General features: G+C 70.3%; 13 protein-coding genes and 2 tRNA genes. 11 read left to right on the top strand and 4 right to left on the bottom strand.

Annotation, left to right across the window (positions count from 1 at the left end):
• Nucleotides 1-41: 41 nt before the first annotated feature.
• Nucleotides 42-112 (bottom strand) — tRNA-Gly (locus ACWGPE_RS17415).
• Between the two features lie 66 nt (nt 113-178).
• Nucleotides 179-3,940: an SCO7613 C-terminal domain-containing membrane protein gene (locus ACWGPE_RS17420; protein ID WP_452049162.1), complete on the bottom strand. Its 3,762-nt coding sequence runs from the start codon at nt 3,938-3,940 to the stop codon at nt 179-181.
• Nucleotides 3,941-4,111: 171 nt separating this feature from the next.
• On the opposite strand from ACWGPE_RS17420, the gene ACWGPE_RS17425 reads away from it, so the two are divergent.
• From ACWGPE_RS17425 to clpX, 6 genes are all read left to right on the top strand, one after another.
• Nucleotides 4,112-4,185: transfer RNA gene (locus ACWGPE_RS17425), tRNA-Pro, on the top strand.
• Nucleotides 4,186-4,235: 50 nt separating this feature from the next.
• Nucleotides 4,236-5,693 (top strand): trigger factor, encoded by a 1,458-nt coding sequence (gene tig, locus ACWGPE_RS17430; protein WP_275506894.1) that lies wholly within the window; start codon nt 4,236-4,238, stop codon nt 5,691-5,693.
• 86 nt (nt 5,694-5,779) lie between these two features.
• Nucleotides 5,780-6,271, top strand: a complete 492-nt coding sequence (locus ACWGPE_RS17435) for a tetratricopeptide repeat protein (protein ID WP_231430842.1) — start codon at nt 5,780-5,782, stop codon at nt 6,269-6,271.
• A 74-nt stretch (nt 6,272-6,345) separates the two neighbouring features.
• Nucleotides 6,346-6,930: an ATP-dependent Clp protease proteolytic subunit gene (locus ACWGPE_RS17440; protein ID WP_231430843.1), complete on the top strand. Its 585-nt coding sequence runs from the start codon at nt 6,346-6,348 to the stop codon at nt 6,928-6,930.
• A gap of 26 nt (nt 6,931-6,956) precedes the next feature.
• Entirely contained in the window at nt 6,957-7,640 is a 684-nt protein-coding gene (locus ACWGPE_RS17445) for an ATP-dependent Clp protease proteolytic subunit (protein WP_231430844.1), read from the top strand.
• 175 nt (nt 7,641-7,815) lie between these two features.
• Nucleotides 7,816-9,093 (top strand): ATP-dependent Clp protease ATP-binding subunit ClpX, encoded by a 1,278-nt coding sequence (gene clpX / locus ACWGPE_RS17450; RefSeq protein ID WP_231430845.1) that lies wholly within the window; start codon nt 7,816-7,818, stop codon nt 9,091-9,093.
• A 65-nt stretch (nt 9,094-9,158) separates the two neighbouring features.
• On the opposite strand, the gene sepH is transcribed toward clpX, so the two are convergent.
• The gene (gene sepH, locus ACWGPE_RS17455; RefSeq protein WP_275506895.1) at nt 9,159-10,247 is read right to left on the bottom strand and encodes a septation protein SepH; all 1,089 of its coding nucleotides are present in this window, start codon (nt 10,245-10,247) and stop codon (nt 9,159-9,161) included.
• A 196-nt stretch (nt 10,248-10,443) separates the two neighbouring features.
• On the opposite strand from sepH, the gene ACWGPE_RS17460 reads away from it, so the two are divergent.
• Nucleotides 10,444-10,737 (top strand): DUF4193 domain-containing protein, encoded by a 294-nt coding sequence (locus ACWGPE_RS17460; RefSeq protein WP_026378289.1) that lies wholly within the window; start codon nt 10,444-10,446, stop codon nt 10,735-10,737.
• Here the strand turns inward: ACWGPE_RS17460 and ACWGPE_RS17465 are convergent.
• Nucleotides 10,734-11,198 carry a DUF3093 domain-containing protein gene (locus tag ACWGPE_RS17465; protein ID WP_231430847.1) on the bottom strand — a complete coding sequence of 155 codons (465 nt, stop codon included), beginning with the start codon at nt 11,196-11,198 and terminating at the stop codon, nt 10,734-10,736. The two genes, ACWGPE_RS17460 and ACWGPE_RS17465, sit on opposite strands and share 4 nt — an antisense overlap.
• Nucleotides 11,199-11,257: 59 nt before the next feature.
• Between ACWGPE_RS17465 and dut the strand changes: the two genes are divergently transcribed.
• The 4 genes from dut (at nt 11,258) to acnA (ending at nt 16,091) form a co-directional block, all read left to right on the top strand.
• Nucleotides 11,258-11,716 (top strand): dUTP diphosphatase, encoded by a 459-nt coding sequence (gene dut, locus ACWGPE_RS17470; RefSeq protein WP_231430848.1) that lies wholly within the window; start codon nt 11,258-11,260, stop codon nt 11,714-11,716.
• On the top strand, nt 11,713-12,333 hold the full coding sequence (locus tag ACWGPE_RS17475) for a DUF3710 domain-containing protein (RefSeq protein ID WP_231430849.1): 621 nt from the start codon (nt 11,713-11,715) through the stop codon (nt 12,331-12,333). The genes dut and ACWGPE_RS17475 overlap by 4 nt, the downstream gene beginning before the upstream one ends.
• A gap of 2 nt (nt 12,334-12,335) precedes the next feature.
• Nucleotides 12,336-13,124 carry a DUF3159 domain-containing protein gene (locus ACWGPE_RS17480; RefSeq protein ID WP_231430850.1) on the top strand — a complete coding sequence of 263 codons (789 nt, stop codon included), beginning with the start codon at nt 12,336-12,338 and terminating at the stop codon, nt 13,122-13,124.
• A gap of 156 nt (nt 13,125-13,280) precedes the next feature.
• Nucleotides 13,281-16,091 carry an aconitate hydratase AcnA gene (gene acnA / locus ACWGPE_RS17485; protein WP_308191642.1) on the top strand — a complete coding sequence of 937 codons (2,811 nt, stop codon included), beginning with the start codon at nt 13,281-13,283 and terminating at the stop codon, nt 16,089-16,091.
• Nucleotides 16,092-16,118: the final 27 nt, after the last annotated feature.

The raw sequence follows: 16,118 nt of genomic DNA on the forward strand, positions 1-16,118 counted from the left end.
GCCCCGCGACGGTGTCGCGGGGCCGTTCTCGTTGCGCTCGGAGGGGATGACGGGAATCGAACCCGCGTAATCAGTTTGGAAGACTGAGGCTCTACCATTGAGCTACATCCCCGCGACCCGCTCGCGGGCCATGGATCATCGTAGTACACGGCGGCGGCCCACCCGTGCACGTGGGCGCCTATCTGAGCGCCGCGATCGAGCCGATCGTCGAGCGGGCGAACCGCAGCTGCCGCTCGTACGTCGCCGCGAGCACGACGAGGAGCACACCGGCGATGCCGAGCCACAGCCACCACCACACCGCCTCGTAGAGCGTCGCGATGTACGGCCACAGCTGCACGACGGCGTGGACGAGCAGCACGCCGCCGCCGATCAGCACGGGTGCCTGGAGCCGGCGCACGACGCCGACGACGAGCACGGTCAGGCTCGCGACGCCGAGCGCGACGACGCGCCACAACTGCGGGTCCGTGAAGTCGGCGACGAGCGGTGGCACGAGCAGGACGGCGAGCCCGGCGCCGAGCGCCGGCCAGCTGCCGAGCGCGGGGGAGCGGCGCATGGCGAGCACTCCTGCGACCGTGAACGCGAGGCCGACCGGCACGGTGACGAGGTCGAACGGCTCGACACTCCCGCGAGCCAGCACGATGACGCCGCCGATCACGAGGATGCCGCGCGTCGTCCACGCGAACACCGGGCCGGCGACGGGCCTGGCACGGACCGCGACGCCGACGACGTGCGCCACGGCGACGGCCCAGAAGAGCACGGCCGTGCGGGCGAGCGGGTGCTCATCGGAGACGATCGCGAGGAGCGTGGGCAGCACGGCGAGCACGAGCGACGCCGCGAGCGACACCTCGGCGAGCCACGCGGGCCGCGACTCCGAGCGGGCCCAGACCAGGGCGACGACGACGCCGGCGGCGAGCGCCACGGCGGGCCACAGCTCGATCGGGTCGGCGCCCTCGACGCCGCGGGCGAGTGCGAGCCCGCGAACGATCGCGGCGCCGCTCAGTGCCGTCCAGCCCGTCGCGACGACGAGGAGCCGTGCCGGGACCCCGCCGAGGGACGTCGGCAGGAACCCGCCCGCGATCGCGACCACGGCGCCGCCACCGACGAGCACGAGGGTGCGGAGCGCCGAGTCGCCGGCCGACGCCACGCTCGGCAGCACCGCGATCGCCGCGGCCGTGCCGAACAGCGCCGTCCTGCCGGCGTCCGCCGCAGCCTTCGCGGAGCGCCGCCACGCGATCAGCGTGCCGCACCCGGCGACGACGACCGCGAGCGGAAGCGTGTAGGCCTCGGCCGTCTCGACGCCGTCGCCGAGGAGCCAGGCCCACACCGAGCCGATCGCGAGCACCGGCGTCAGCCAGCCGACGTGGCGCCACGGCGCATCGCCCGCGATCGGGTCGCCGGCGATGGCGGCGAGCACGATCGGCACCGGTGCCAGGACCGCGAGGACGAGCCAGGGCTCGCCGGCGGGCGCGGTCGTCATCGCGAGCGTCGCGGTGCCGAGCAGGGCGACGGCGGCCACCCAGGCGATGGTCGCCGCGCCGGCGCGGTGGCGCGCCACGAGGTGCGCGATCGCCGCGGTCGCGAGCGTCGTTGCGGCCAGGGCGTACCCGATCGCCCGGGATCCGGCGAGCTCGAGGGTGATCAGCGCGACGGCGACGCCCAGGCTGAGCGGCGCGACCGCGGCGAACGCGATCCTGAGCCCCGACGGTGCCGACCGACGGAGCCCCACGGCCGCAGCGAGGGTCAGGACCGCCGCAGGCGTCCACCGCCACGACGCATCCGTCGTCGTGAATGCGAGTGCCGCCACGGAGATGATCGCCGTGGCCAGCATCGGAATCGCGAAGGCGAGCCGGTCGCCGGGCGTGGCGACCGCGACGAGCATCGCGAGGCCGAGCAGGAGCGAGGTGCCGAGGCCCGCGATGATCCATCCGGTCGTCACGGGCTGCGCGAGGGGCACGCCGACGGCGTCGAGCCACCAGGCGAACGAGCCGAGCGTCGTGACGAGCAACGCGCTCGCGAGCACGACGTGGACGAGCCCGATCGGCCGGGCGCCCCTCGACCAGATGAGGGCGGCGAGCACCCGTCCCGCGAACGCCGCCGCGATGACGACGGCGCTCGCCCACGGCCAGACGCCGGGATCACCGAAGCCGAGCCACCAGCCGAGTCCGGCGGCGGACGCCCCGGCGACCGCGAGCACGGTCGTGAGGCCGGGCACCCGGCGTCCCGCGAGCGCGGCCCAGACCAGTGCTCCGACTGCGATGGCGAGCCAGACGGCGGCCGACGCCCACGCCGGGTCGACGACGGCGCCGACGACGATCAGCGCTGCCAGCACGGCACCGATGGGCACGGCGGCGAGGCCGCGGAGCCGGCCGAGGAGGGCGAGCACCGCGGTGCTGACGACGGCGATCACGAGCGGCACGAGCACCGCACCGAGTTCGGCCTCGTCGTCGAGGCGGAACGCCGATCCGGCGCGGAACGGGCCGGTCGGCAGGGTGCTGCCGAACACCTTCGCACCCACCGCGGCCGCGCCTACGGCGAGACCGGGAAGCGCGGCCGCAGCGGCGACCGCGGCCGCGGCGACCAGTGCCACGAGCCATGCGCGCGCCCCGCTGAGCCGGTGGACGAGTGCGAACAGGCACACGACGGCACCGGACGCCGCGGGAGCGAGCCAACTCGCGGGGCCGGCCGGAAGCTCCGACGCGATGGCCGCGGCGGGCGCGATCGCCGCAGCGAGGCCGAGGCCCGCCGCGGCGACGTCGGTCCACACCCCCGAGACCGCCGCAGCGCGCATGCGCAGGGCGGCCAGCACGACCAGCCAGGCGACCGCGACGAGTCCGAAGGTCCACAGCTCGGGCCACGCTGCCTCGGGCAGCGCCCAGACCGCGACGACGAACGCCAGTGCACCGCCCGCGAACCCGCCCGAGAGCAGGATCGTGCGCTCGACGCGCGTCGGCACCAGCACGCCGACAGCGCCGACGAGGGTCATCGCGAGTCCGCCGACCCACGCACCGGTCGCGACCTCGGTCTCGGGCGCGGCCTGGACGCCGAGCAGGAACGCGGCGACCGGGATCAGCGCCGCTGCGGCGAACCCGGGCACGCGGATCCCGGTGACGACGCGGGTGAGGGCGAGGAGGCCGGCGACGACGAGGAGGGCGCCGCCCGTGTAGCCGGCCGAACCGAGCGCGTCCGTCCCGAAGAGTCCGTTCGCGCGCACGATCCAGACGTCCAGCAGCAGCAGGACCACCGCGACCGCGGCGACACCCTCGGCCGTGCCCGGCAGACGGCGCGCCCGCAACAGCCAGGCGACACCGAGCACGAGCACGCTCGCGGCGGCGATGATGACGGACCGCACCTCCAGGCCGGCCACGAGGTAGGCCACGAAGAGGAACACGATCGCGGTGATCGAGATGAGCACGACGCCGAGCGCGAGCAGGAAGACCTGCACGCCCGACCGGCGGCGGGGGGCATCGCCCACGACGGGCGCGAGCGGCGACGACGGCTGCCGGTCCGCGGTGGCCGCGACGCGCGACGGCGAGACGGCGGGCGGTGCGGGCCGCGCGACGACGTGCTCGGCCGGCACCGTGCCAGGCACCGGCGGGGCCACCGGCATGACGATCGGCTGCGACGGCGGCGCGGCCGGCGCGGGCCGGGCGACGACCGCGGTCGACGCCGAAACCGGTGCGACGAGGGTCGCCGCCTGAGCCGCGCCGACCTCGGCGAGCAACCGCTGACGGTCGGTCTCCGCCTCGCGCACCCGTTCTCCTGCGGCGAGCAGTCGCGTCGCGTCGGGAGTCGACAGGTCGAGGCCGCACATCCCGCAGTGCGATGACGCGAGGCGCTCGAAGCACGACGGGCAGAGCGTCGTGTCGGTGAAGTGCGCGGGCGAGGTCGGCCAGCGACGGAGTCCGGGGGAGATTGGCCCGGCGGAGCGACGGTCGGTCATGCGCACACTCTGCCATGGCGGTTCGACGGTGTGCACGCGCCATCCACAACCGCAGGTCGACCGAGCGCACAGCGCCGGCCTGCGCGCGTGCAGTAGACTTTCCGGGGTCCCTCGGCCCGACGTGTGCTTCGGCATGCCCGCGCCGGTGGTCCGACGAGTTGAGTCGCGACTCGGGGCGTAGCTCAGCTTGGTAGAGCGCCCGCTTTGGGAGCGGGAGGTCGCAGGTTCGAATCCTGTCGCCCCGACGAGTCGATCCGACTCGACACGAACTTCCACACAACAGGAGAACTTCCCCATGCCGACCACTTCGGTTGAGAAGCTGAGCCCGACGCGCGCCAAGCTCACCATCTCGGTGACGCCCGAGGAGCTGAAGCCCAGCATCACCCACGCCTACAGCCACATCGCCGAGCAGGTCAACGTGCCCGGCTTCCGCAAGGGCAAGGTGCCGCCCCCCATCATCGACCAGCGGGTCGGCAAGGCCGCCGTGCTCGAGCACGCGGTGAACGAGGGCCTCGACGGCTTCTACCGCGCCGCCGTCGCCGAGCACGAGCTGCGCCCGATGGGCCGCCCCGAGGCCGACATCGTCGAGTGGCCGAGCGAGAAGGACTTCTCCGGCGACCTGCTGCTCGCCATCGAGGTCGACGTGCGTCCCGAGATCGAGCTTCCCGCATACGACGGCCTCGAGCTGACGGTCGACTCCGTCGAGGTCGGCGACGACGAGGTCGAGGCCGAGCTCGAGCGCCTGCGCAGCCGCTTCGGCACGCTCATCACGGTCGACCGCCCGGCCAAGACCGGCGACTTCGTCACGCTCGACCTCGTCGCGACGATCGACGGCGCCGAGGTCGACAAGGCCAGCGGCATCTCGTACGAGCTCGGCTCGGGCGAACTGCTCGAGGGCATCGACGAGGCGCTCGACACCCTGTCGGCCGACGAGTCGACCACCTTCTCGTCGAAGCTGCTCGGCGGCGACCACGAGGGCGAGACCGCCGAGATCAGCGTCACCGTCACCGCCGTCAAGGAGCGCGAGCTCCCCGAGGCCGACGACGACTTCGCGCAGATCGCGAGCGAGTTCGACACCCTCGCCGAGCTGAAGGACTCGCTCAAGGAGCAGGCCGGACGCAACAAGGTCTTCGGCCAGGGCAACCAGGCCCGCGACCTGCTCGTCGACAAGCTCCTCGAGCTCGTCGAGGTCCCCGTCGCCCAGGGCGTCATCGACGACGAGGTGCACCGCCACCTCGAGAGCGAGAACCGCCTCGAGGACGACGAGCACCGCGCCGAGGTCGCCGAGGCGAGCGAGAAGGCGTTCAAGACGCAGATCCTGCTCGACGCGATCGCGGAGGCCGAGAAGGTCCAGGTCAGCCAGGAGGAGCTCACCCAGTACCTCGTGCAGGGCGCAGCCCAGTACGGCATGGACCCCAACGAGTTCGTCCAGATCCTCAGCCAGCAGGGCCAGATCCCCGCCATGGTCGGCGAGGTCGCGCGCAACAAGGCGCTCGCGATCGCGCTCGGCAAGGCGAAGGTGACGGATGCCTCGGGCAACGCCGTCGACCTCTCCGAGTTCACCGCCGTCGCCGGCGACGACGAGGCCGAGGAGGCCGTCGAGGCCCCCGCCGAGGAGAAGAAGCCCGCCGCGAAGAAGCGCGCGCCGAAGAAGGCCGCGGCAGAGGCTCCCGCCGAGGAGGCGGCCGAGGCCCCGGCCGAGGAGAAGAAGCCGGCTCGCAAGCGCGCGCCGAAGAAGGCCGACGCGGAGTAATCCTGCATCGCAGTGCGAAGGGGCCGAGCGTTCTCGCTCGGCCCCTTCGTCGTCTCCACGACCGGCGGACGAGGAAAGAGGATGGGATGAGCGAAGCGAGCGAGTGGCAGCGCCGGGTCGACGAGGTCTGGGCGGCGGCCGACGAGCTCGGCGAGCTCGAGGTCGTCGAGCGCATCGACGCGCTGGCCGCCGAACGGGACGAGCACGATCCGCTCGCGCTCTTCGAGCGGGCCGGCGCCCGCGACTCGGCCGGGCTGGAGGCCGAGGCCGAACCGCTCTACCGACACGCGATCGACGCGGGCCTGACTGGATCCGAGCGCGTGCAGGCGCACGTGCAGCTCGCATCGACGCTGCGCAACCTCGGCCGGCCGCTGGAGTCGCTCGCGCTGCTCGACGCGATCGAGTCCGAGGCAGGAGAGCTCCGGGACGCCGTCGCGGCGTTCCGCGTGCTCGCGCTCGTCGATACGGGCGACGCCCGCCACGCGGCATCCGTCGCACTCACGGCGCTCGCGCCGCACCTCGCCCGCTATCGCGTGTCGGTCGCCGCATACGCGGAGGCGCTCACGGCATCCGCCTAGGGCGAACACCGGGGTTCGCGCGCGTTGCAACGGATAGATTCGATTCCAACGCGACAACCGAAACGGAGCGACACATGGCCGAACCGACACCAGGCACCGGTGTTTTCGATCGACTGCTGAAGGACCGCATCATCTGGCTTGGCTCCGAGGTGCGCGACGAGAACGCCAACGAGATCGCGGCGAAGCTGCTGCTGCTCGCCGCGGAAGATGCCAAGAAGGACATCTACCTCTACATCAACTCGCCCGGTGGCTCGATCACGGCCGGCATGGCGATCTACGACACCATGCAGTTCGTGCCCAACGACATCGTCACCGTCGGCATCGGCATGGCCGCGTCGATGGGGCAGCTCCTGCTCACCGCCGGCACCAAGGGCAAGCGGTACATCACCCCGAACGCCCGCGTCCTCCTGCACCAGCCGCACGGCGGCTTCGGCGGCACCGCGAGCGACATCCAGACCCAGGCGCAGCTCATCCTCGACATGAAGCGCCGCCTCGCCGAGATCACCGCCGCGCAGACCGGCAAGACCGTCGAGCAGATCAACGCCGACGGCGACCGCGACCGCTGGTTCAACGCGCAGGAGGCCCTCGAGTACGGCTTCGTCGACCACATCCGCGAGTCGGCCCTCGACGTGGCCGGCGGCGGCGGAACCCAGGCGTAGGCAGCGAGAGAAGAGAGAACGAGCGAATGTCAGTACCTACTATCGGTGGCCCTGCTTTCGGCGGCACCGCCTTCAACGGCGTGCAGGCGCCCGGCTCGCGGTACATCCTGCCGAGCTTCGAGGAGCGCACCGCCTACGGCTACAAGCGGCAAGACCCCTACGCCAAGCTCTTCGAGGATCGCATCATCTTCCTCGGCGTGCAGGTCGACGACGCCTCGGCCGACGACATCATGGCGCAGCTCCTGGTGCTCGAGTCGATGGACCCCGACCGCGACATCATCCTCTACATCAACTCGCCCGGCGGCTCGTTCACCGCGATGACGGCGATCTACGACACGATGCAGTACATCCGCCCGCAGATCCAGACCGTCGTCCTCGGTCAGGCCGCCTCGGCGGCGGCCGTCATCGCCGCCGCAGGCACGCCCGGCAAGCGCCTCGCGCTGCCGAACGCGCGCGTGCTCATCCACCAGCCCGCGATGGGCGAGGCGGGTCACGGCCAGGCGAGCGACATCGAGATCCAGGCCGCGGAGATCCTGCGCATGCGCACCTGGCTCGAAGAGACGCTCGCGCGTCACTCGAACCGCGACCAGCAGCAGGTGCACGACGACATCGACCGCGACAAGATCCTGTCGGCCGAGGAGTCCCTCGAATACGGCCTCATCGACCAGGTGCTCACGTCGCGCAAGAACCTGCCGGCGATCACGCGCTGACCGCTTGCAGCACGCACGGATGCCTCGGCCGAACACTCGGCCGAGGCATCCGTCGTTCTGATTCCGGCGCGGTTCGCGACCGGCGAAACGGCTCGCGTGTCGAATCGCACAGGCTACGCCGCAACCGCTCGAACTCGGGCTAGGCTCGGAACAGGCTCGTCGAGAGGAGGGTGCGATGGCACGCATCGGGGAGAGCGCCGACCTGCTCAAGTGCTCCTTCTGCGGAAAGAGCCAGAAGCAGGTGCAGCAGCTCATCGCCGGGCCCGGCGTCTACATCTGCGACGAGTGCGTCGAACTCTGCAACGAGATCATCGAGGAGCGCCTGGCCGAGGCCGGCGAGACCGAGACGGGCGAGTTCGAGCTGCCGAAGCCGAAGGAGATCTTCGGCTTCCTCGAGGAGTACGTGATCGGCCAGGAGGCCGCGAAGAAGGCGCTCGCCGTCGCGGTCTACAACCACTACAAGCGCGTGCGCGCGAAGACGACGCTGACGACCGCCGACCGCGCCCACGACGACGTGGAGATCGCGAAGTCGAACATCCTGCTCATCGGTCCGACCGGATGCGGCAAGACCTATCTCGCGCAGACGCTCGCGAAGCAGTTGAACGTGCCGTTCGCCGTCGCCGACGCCACCGCCCTGACCGAGGCCGGCTACGTGGGCGAAGACGTCGAGAACATCCTGCTGAAGCTCATCCAGGCCGCCGACTACGACGTCAAGCGCGCCGAGACGGGCATCATCTACATCGACGAGGTCGACAAGATCGCCCGTAAGGCCGAGAACCCGTCCATCACGAGGGACGTGTCCGGCGAAGGCGTGCAGCAGGCGCTGCTGAAGATCCTCGAGGGCACCGTCGCCTCCGTCCCGCCGCAGGGCGGACGCAAGCACCCGCATCAGGAGTTCATCCAGATCGACACGACGAACGTGCTGTTCATCGTCGCGGGTGCGTTCGCCGGGCTCGAGGACATCATCTCCTCGCGTGCGGGCAAGCGCGGCATCGGGTTCGGCGCCCCCCTGCACAATAAAGAGGAGGAGGCCGACATCTTCAGCGAGGTCCTCCCCGAAGACCTGCACAAGTTCGGCCTCATCCCCGAGTTCATCGGTCGCCTGCCCGTCGTCGCGACGGTCACGCCGCTCGATCGCGAGGCGCTCATGGAGATCCTCACCGAGCCGAAGAACGCACTCGTGAAGCAGTACCAGCGCATGTTCCAGCTCGACGGCGTCGAGCTGGACTTCGAAGACGCGGCGCTCGAGGCGATCGCCGACCTCGCCGTTCTCCGTCAGACCGGTGCGCGAGGCCTGCGCGCCATCATGGAGGAGGTGCTCGGGCCGATCATGTTCGAGGTCCCCTCGTCGACCGGGGTCGCCCGAGTCGTGGTCACCAAGGCCGCGGTGCTCGACAATGCCGCGCCGACGATCGTGCCGCACAAGGCGCGTCGCGCCGAGAAGTCGGCGTAGCCGCTCGACGACGGAAGGCCCGGTCACCGTTCGGTGAACCGGGCCTCGTGCGGTCGTGGGCGCCGTCAGGCCAGATCGTCGTCGGTGCGGGCGCCGAAGACGATCTCGTCCCAGCTCGGCATCGATGCGCGGCCCTTCTTGGCTGCGCGCCCCGATCCCGACGTCGAGGACGACGACGACGAGACCTTGCCCCACAGGCTTCGGGCGCCGGCGCCCGGCTTCTCCTCGGCGGCGGGTTCGCTCAGCGTCTCAGTGGCCGGTGACGGCTCGCTGGGCACGTCGAGCGTCGCGGGCTGCAGGGGAGCGGGAGCGTCGAGCGTCGCCGACTCGCGCTCGCCGCGCCGACGGCGGAGTGCCTCGAGGAGGTCGGCGGTCTCGCCGAGCGATGGCTTGGGTTCGTCGGCTCGCTTGATCGCGGCGCGCGCCGCTGCGGGGCTCGAGGTCTGGGCCGTGCGCGCGTACGGAAGCGGCTCGAGGTGCGGGGCGGTGTCGTTGTCGCTCTGCTCGATCTCGTCGAACGTGAAGGCGCCGCTGTCGAAGCGCGACTCGTCGGAGTCGGGGCCGACGGCGCGCAGGCGCGGGATCAGGCCGCCCTTGAGCTCGCCCTGCTGCGAGAGCGTGATCGCCTCGGAATTGAGCGGCTGCAGCGACTGCTTGCGCGGCTCGAAGGTCCAGCGCGCGTCGTGGTCGATGGTGTCGGCGGTGAATTCGAGCTTGACGATCCAGCCGCGCTCGTCGTCCTTCCAGCTCGCCCATCGCTCGCCCTCGGCGCCGAGCTTCGCGAGCCGGTCGCGGATCACGCCGCCGAACGAGGCGGGCTCGTCGGCGGGGTCGACGTCGAGGGTCACGTTCACGGGCACGGCGAGGGCGGACGTCACGACGTGTTCGCGTTCGGCCATCACCGGCCCCTCGAAGCGACGGATGTACTCGACCGCGGCGCCCGTGAGCTGGGCGACCTCCTCGGCCGACATGCCGCCCCTGATATGGGCCTGCACCTCGCGTGGCGACGGCTTCGGTCCGGTGAGCTGCTCCGGCTGCGCCTGGCGGATCCGCGATTGGAGCACTTCGTCGATCTCGATCCGGAAGCGCGCGCCATCGTCGGAGGCGGCGAGGAGCGCGCCGTTCTCGACCCCGATTACCTTGAGTTCCTGCATCGCGACAAGCCCTTCCGTGCTTTCGTCTCCGCCCAAGGATGCCACGCCCGGACCGGTGCTCGCGGGAATAGCCCGGGCGCGGCGGAAGTTGAGCAGGAAGCATCGGACGATCCGTCGTACAAAGGGTTTGCTTACGTCCTCGTTTTGATGCAGACTATGGCCGCCGAATCTCCGGCGCTTGAGGAAATGGATGGGAATGGCAACGGATTACGACGCCCCGCGGAAGACCGAAGACGACTCGGAGTCGATCGAGGCCCTCAAGGAACGCGTCCCCGACAAGATGTCGGGTGTGGTCGACGTCGATGACGCCGACAACCCCGGAGGTTTCGACCTCTCGGGTGCCGACCTGTCGGATGTCGAGCTCGACGTCGTCGTGCTGCCTCCGCAGGCCGATGAGTTCACGTGCGTGAACTGCTTCCTCGTGAAGCACCGCTCGCAGATCGACCACGAGACGAAGCTCGGGCCGATCTGCCTGGAGTGCGCCTCCTAAGCGCTCCGCTCAGTGTCGTCAGGCCGTCGCGATCCGTTGATCGCGGCGGCCAGTTCTTTGGGATGCCGCGTCGAGACCAGCCAGTACGGCGTCGGGTCGGCCGGGTCGATGACGGGCACGCGCACGACCGGTCGGATCCAGCCCCGGATCACGAGGAAGGCGCGGGCGTCGAGCCCGGTGCCCCGTTCGATGCGAGCAGCGGCATCGTCGGCCGCGACGGCCTCGCCGAGCAGTTCGAGCGAGATCTCGGCACGCCCTGCGTGCAGGCGTCCGCTCCTGACCTCGATGACGGGTGCCGTGATGCTCAGGGCGCCGGCGACCGCGGCATAGAGGATGATGCCGGTGGCGATTCCGGCCGGCATCGACACCGGTGCGAGCACGAGGATGCTCGCGGGCACGAGCAGCAGGCTCGAGAGGTAGATCCACGGCGTCGGCCACAGTTTCTCGCGATAGTCGGGCATGGCTCTATCAGATCAGACTTCTGCACGAGCCTCCGACACTTCTGGACTACCCTCGAACGGTGACCGATTCCGTCGACGTCCTCATCACCGCCGAGCGCCTGCCGAACTACGCCCACCCGGGTGATGCCGGCGCAGACCTCCACGCCGCCGAGGCCGTCGTCCTCGAGCCCGGTGAGCGCGCGACGGTCGGCACCGGCGTCTCGATCGCCCTGCCCGACGGCTACGTCGCCTTCGTGGTGCCGCGATCCGGGCTCGCGTTCAAGCACGGCATCACGATCGTGAACGCACCGGGCACCGTCGACGCCGGCTATCGCGGCGAGATCAAGGTCGCACTGCTCAACACCGACACGAGCGAGTCGTACGCCATCGCGGTGGGCGACCGCATCGCACAGATGGTCGTGATGCCGGTCAGCCGCGCACGCTTCGTCGAGGTCGAGCGACTGCCGGGCAGCCTGCGCGGCGAGGGGGGATTCGGCTCCACGGGATTCGGGGAGCACAAGTCAGGAGTGAACGCGTGAGCGACATCGAGAACACCGACGGGGCTCCCGTCGATCAGCCCAAGTCCGCCCCCGAAGACCGCGCGAGCGCGGGTCCGCTCGACGAGGCCGAGGCGAATCCCGTGCGCCCCTACGTCGACCTCGGCGGCGTGAAGATCCTTCCGCGCGAGGGCCTGCACCTCCGCCTCGAGGTGGAGGAGGGCACGAAGCGCGTCGTCGCGATCGGGCTCGACTACGCGAACTCGACCCTGCAGGTCCAGCCGTTCGCCGCGCCGCGCTCGAGTGGGCTCTGGCACGAGATCCGTGCGCAGATCGCCGACCAGATCGCCCGCCAGGGCGGCACGACGACGGTGCGCGAGGGCACGTTCGGCCCTGAGCTCCTCGCGCAGATCCCGGTCGCGGCGGGCGAGGCGCAGCAGGGCCAGATGCGCCTGGCGCGCTTCATCGGCGTCGACGGACCGCGCTGGTTCCTGCGCGGTGTGATCGCGGGCCAGGCGGCGGTCGACCCCGCCGCTGCCGCGCAGGTCGAGGACCTCTTCCGTTCGATCGTCGTCGTCCGCGGGGCGACGCCGATGCCGCCGCGCGACCTGATTCCGCTGCGGATGCCGGCATCCTCCACCGGCGCTCCGACGGCGTAGGCGTGACCGACGCGACGGGCGCAGGGCGCCGCGACCCCGACGAGCACGAGCAGGATGCCTCGGCGCAGGCCGGCGCGGACGGCGGTGAGTTCGGCCGGGCCTTCGCGGCCGCGGCCGAGAAGAGCGGGCTCGGCGCCCTCGCACGCGACGAGAAGCTGAGCGGTCGCGACCTGCTCGTCGCCGTCGGCGGGGTGCGAGGCATCCTCGAGGCCTTGCTGCCCGGGCTCGTCTTCCTCATCGTCTACAGCACGCTCACGAGCTTCGCCGGCCAGGACGCCCAGGCGGCCCTGGTTCCCGCCCTCATCGCGTCGGTCGGGCTGGCCGTCGTCTTCACGCTCGTCCGCATCGCGACGAAGGGTCAGCCCACGCAGGCGATCGCCGGCCTCATCGGCGTGCTCGCGTCCGCTGCGCTCGCACTGTGGACGGGCAACGCGCGCGACAACTACGTGCTCGGCTTCTTCACGAATGCCGCCTATGCGCTCGCGCTGCTCGTGTCGCTGCTCGTGAAGTGGCCGGCGATCGGGCTCATCGTCGGATTCCTCATGGGCGAGGGCGTCGCCTGGCGCAACGACCGCCGCAAGTATCGCGCAGCACAGTTCCTGACGCTCGTCTGGATCGGCCTCTTCGTCGCCCGGCTCGCCGTCCAGGTGCCCTTCTACCTGGTCGACAACGTCGAGGCGCTCGGTGCGTTCAGGCTGCTCATGGGGGTCCCGCTCTACGCCCTCGCGCTCATCTTCTCGTGGCTTGTCGTACGTGCCGTCTACCCGTCGGCACATCGATCGGCCGAGTGATACAGTTATCTCGACGTCAAGATAAATCCGCACACCGTGCGAAGCCTGTCGGCGGGCGAACGGCTTAGGTTACCCTTGCTGGATCGGCCCCCTGTCTGACGGAGAAGATGGAGAGTCGCCCGCGTGCCGGGCGTCATCCGCGAAGGAGAGGACATCGTGTCTGCAGTGAACAGTTTCGGGGCGAAGGACACGCTCCACGTCGGTGACAAGTCCTACGAGATCTTCCGGCTCGACACCGTGCCGGGGCACGAGAAGCTGCCGTTCAGCCTGAAGGTGCTGCTCGAGAACCTGCTGCGCACCGAGGACGGCGCGAACGTCACCAAGGAGCAGATCGAGGCGCTCGGCTCGTGGGTGCCGACGGCCGAGCCCGACACCGAGATCCAGTTCACGCCCGCGCGCGTGGTCATGCAGGACTTCACGGGCGTGCCGTGCATCGTCGACCTCGCCACCATGCGCGAGGCGGTCGTCGCCCTCGGGGGAGACCCCGACAAGATCAACCCGCTCGCTCCGGCCGAGATGGTCATCGACCACTCCGTCATCGCCGACCTCTTCGGCACCGAGAACGCCCTCGAGCGCAACGTCGAGATCGAGTACGAGCGCAACGGCGAGCGGTACCAGTTCCTCCGCTGGGGCCAGACGGCGTTCGACGACTTCAAGGTCGTCCCGCCGGGCACCGGCATCGTGCACCAGGTGAACATCGAGCACCTCGCGAAGGTGACCTTCACCCGCACCGTCGACGGCGTCCTCCGCGCGTACCCCGACACCTGCGTCGGCACCGACTCGCACACGACGATGGTCAACGGCCTCGGCGTGCTCGGCTGGGGCGTGGGCGGCATCGAGGCCGAGGCCGCGATGCTCGGCCAGCCCGTGTCGATGCTCATCCCGAAGGTCGTCGGCTTCAAGCTCTCCGGTTCGATCCCCACCGGTGTCACCGCGACCGACGTCGTGCTGACGATCACCGACATGCTGCGCAAGCACGGCGTCGTCGGCAAGTTCGTCGAGTTCTACGGGTCGGGCGTCGCCTCGGTGCCGCTCGCGAACCGCGCGACCATCGGCAACATGAGCCCCGAGTTCGGCTCGACCGCCGCGATGTTCCCGATCGACGACGTCACGCTCGACTACCTGCGCCTCACCGGCCGCAGCGACGAGCAGATCGCGCTCGTCGAGGCCTACTCGAAGGCTCAGAAGCTCTGGCACGACGCCGACAACGAGCCCGCCTTCAGCGAGTACATGGAGCTCGACCTCTCGACGGTCGTTCCCTCCATCGCGGGTCCGAAGCGTCCGCAGGACCGCATCGAGCTGTCGAACTCGAAGTCGGCCTTCGAGCAGGACCTCCTGAACTACGCCACGGTCGACCACGACCTCGTCGACCTCGAGATCGCCGAGTCGTTCCCCGCGTCCGACCCGCCCGGCAACTCGCCCGAAGACGAGCACAGCCACCACGAGCACCACCACGCGAGCCACGCGCCCGCCACGGCGTCGAACCCGACTCCGGTGACGCTCGCCGACGGCGAGAAGTTCACGCTCGACCACGGTGCGGTCGCGATCGCCGCGATCACCTCGTGCACGAACACCTCGAACCCGTCGGTCATGCTCGCGGCCGGCCTGCTGGCCCGCAACGCGGCGAAGAAGGGCCTGAAGGCGAAGCCGTGGGTGAAGACCACGCTCGCGCCCGGGTCGAAGGTCGTCACCGACTACTACGAGAAGGCCGGCCTGACCGACGACCTCGAGGCGCTGGGCTTCTACACCGTCGGGTACGGATGCACGACCTGCATCGGCAACTCGGGTCCGCTGATCGATGAGATCTCGACGGCGGTCAACGAGTCCGACCTCGCCGTCACCGCGGTGCTCTCCGGCAACCGCAACTTCGAGGGCCGCATCAACCCCGACGTGAAGATGAACTACCTCGCGTCGCCGCCGCTCGTGATCGCGTACGCCCTCGCGGGTTCGATGAACTTCGACTTCGAGGTCGACGCGCTCGGCAAGGACACCGAGGGCAACGACGTCTTCCTGAAGGACATCTGGCCCGACGCGGCCGAGGTGCAGGAGACGATCGACAACTCGATCAACAAGGACATGTTCGTGCACCAGTACGCGAGCGTGTTCGAGGGCGACGAGCGCTGGCGCAACCTCGAGACGCCGACCGGTGCGGTGTTCGAGTGGAACGAGGCGTCGACCTACGTTCGCAAGCCCCCGTACTTCGACGGCATGACGATGGAGACGACCCCGGTCACCGACATCTCGGGCGCGCGCGTGCTCGCGAAGCTCGGCGACTCGGTCACCACCGACCACATCTCGCCGGCCGGTTCGATCAAGGCCGACAGCCCGGCGGGCCGCTACCTCACCGAGCACGGCGTCGACCGCAAGGACTTCAACTCGTACGGCTCGCGCCGTGGCAACCACGAGGTGATGATCCGCGGCACGTTCGCGAACATCCGCCTGAAGAACCAGCTCCTCGACGGCGTCGAGGGCGGCTACACCCGCGACTTCACGCTGGCCGGCGGTCCGCAGTCGTTCATCTACGACGCATCGCAGAACTACCAGGCGCAGGGCACTCCGCTCGTCATCTTCGGCGGCAAGGAGTACGGCTCGGGTTCGTCGCGCGACTGGGCGGCCAAGGGCACGAGCCTGCTCGGGGTCAAGGCGGTCATCACCGAGAGCTTCGAGCGGATCCACCGCTCGAACCTGATCGGCATGGGCGTCGTTCCGCTGCAGTTCCCGGCGGGCGAGAGCTGGGCGTCGCTCGGCCTCGACGGCACCGAGATCGTCTCGATCACGGGTCTCGAGCAGCTCAACGAGGGCACCACCCCGAAGACGGTGCACGTCGTCGCATCGCCGAGCGAGCACTCGGCGCCCGGCAAGGCGACTGTCGAGTTCGACGCGGTCGTCCGCATCGACACGCCGGGTGAGGCCGACTACTACCGCAACGGCGGCATCCTGCAGTACGTGCTGCGCAGCCTCGTCTGACGCAGACGCATTCGACGACAGGGCGAT

The sequence above is a fragment of the Agromyces sp. NPDC055658 genome (assembly GCF_053618155.1).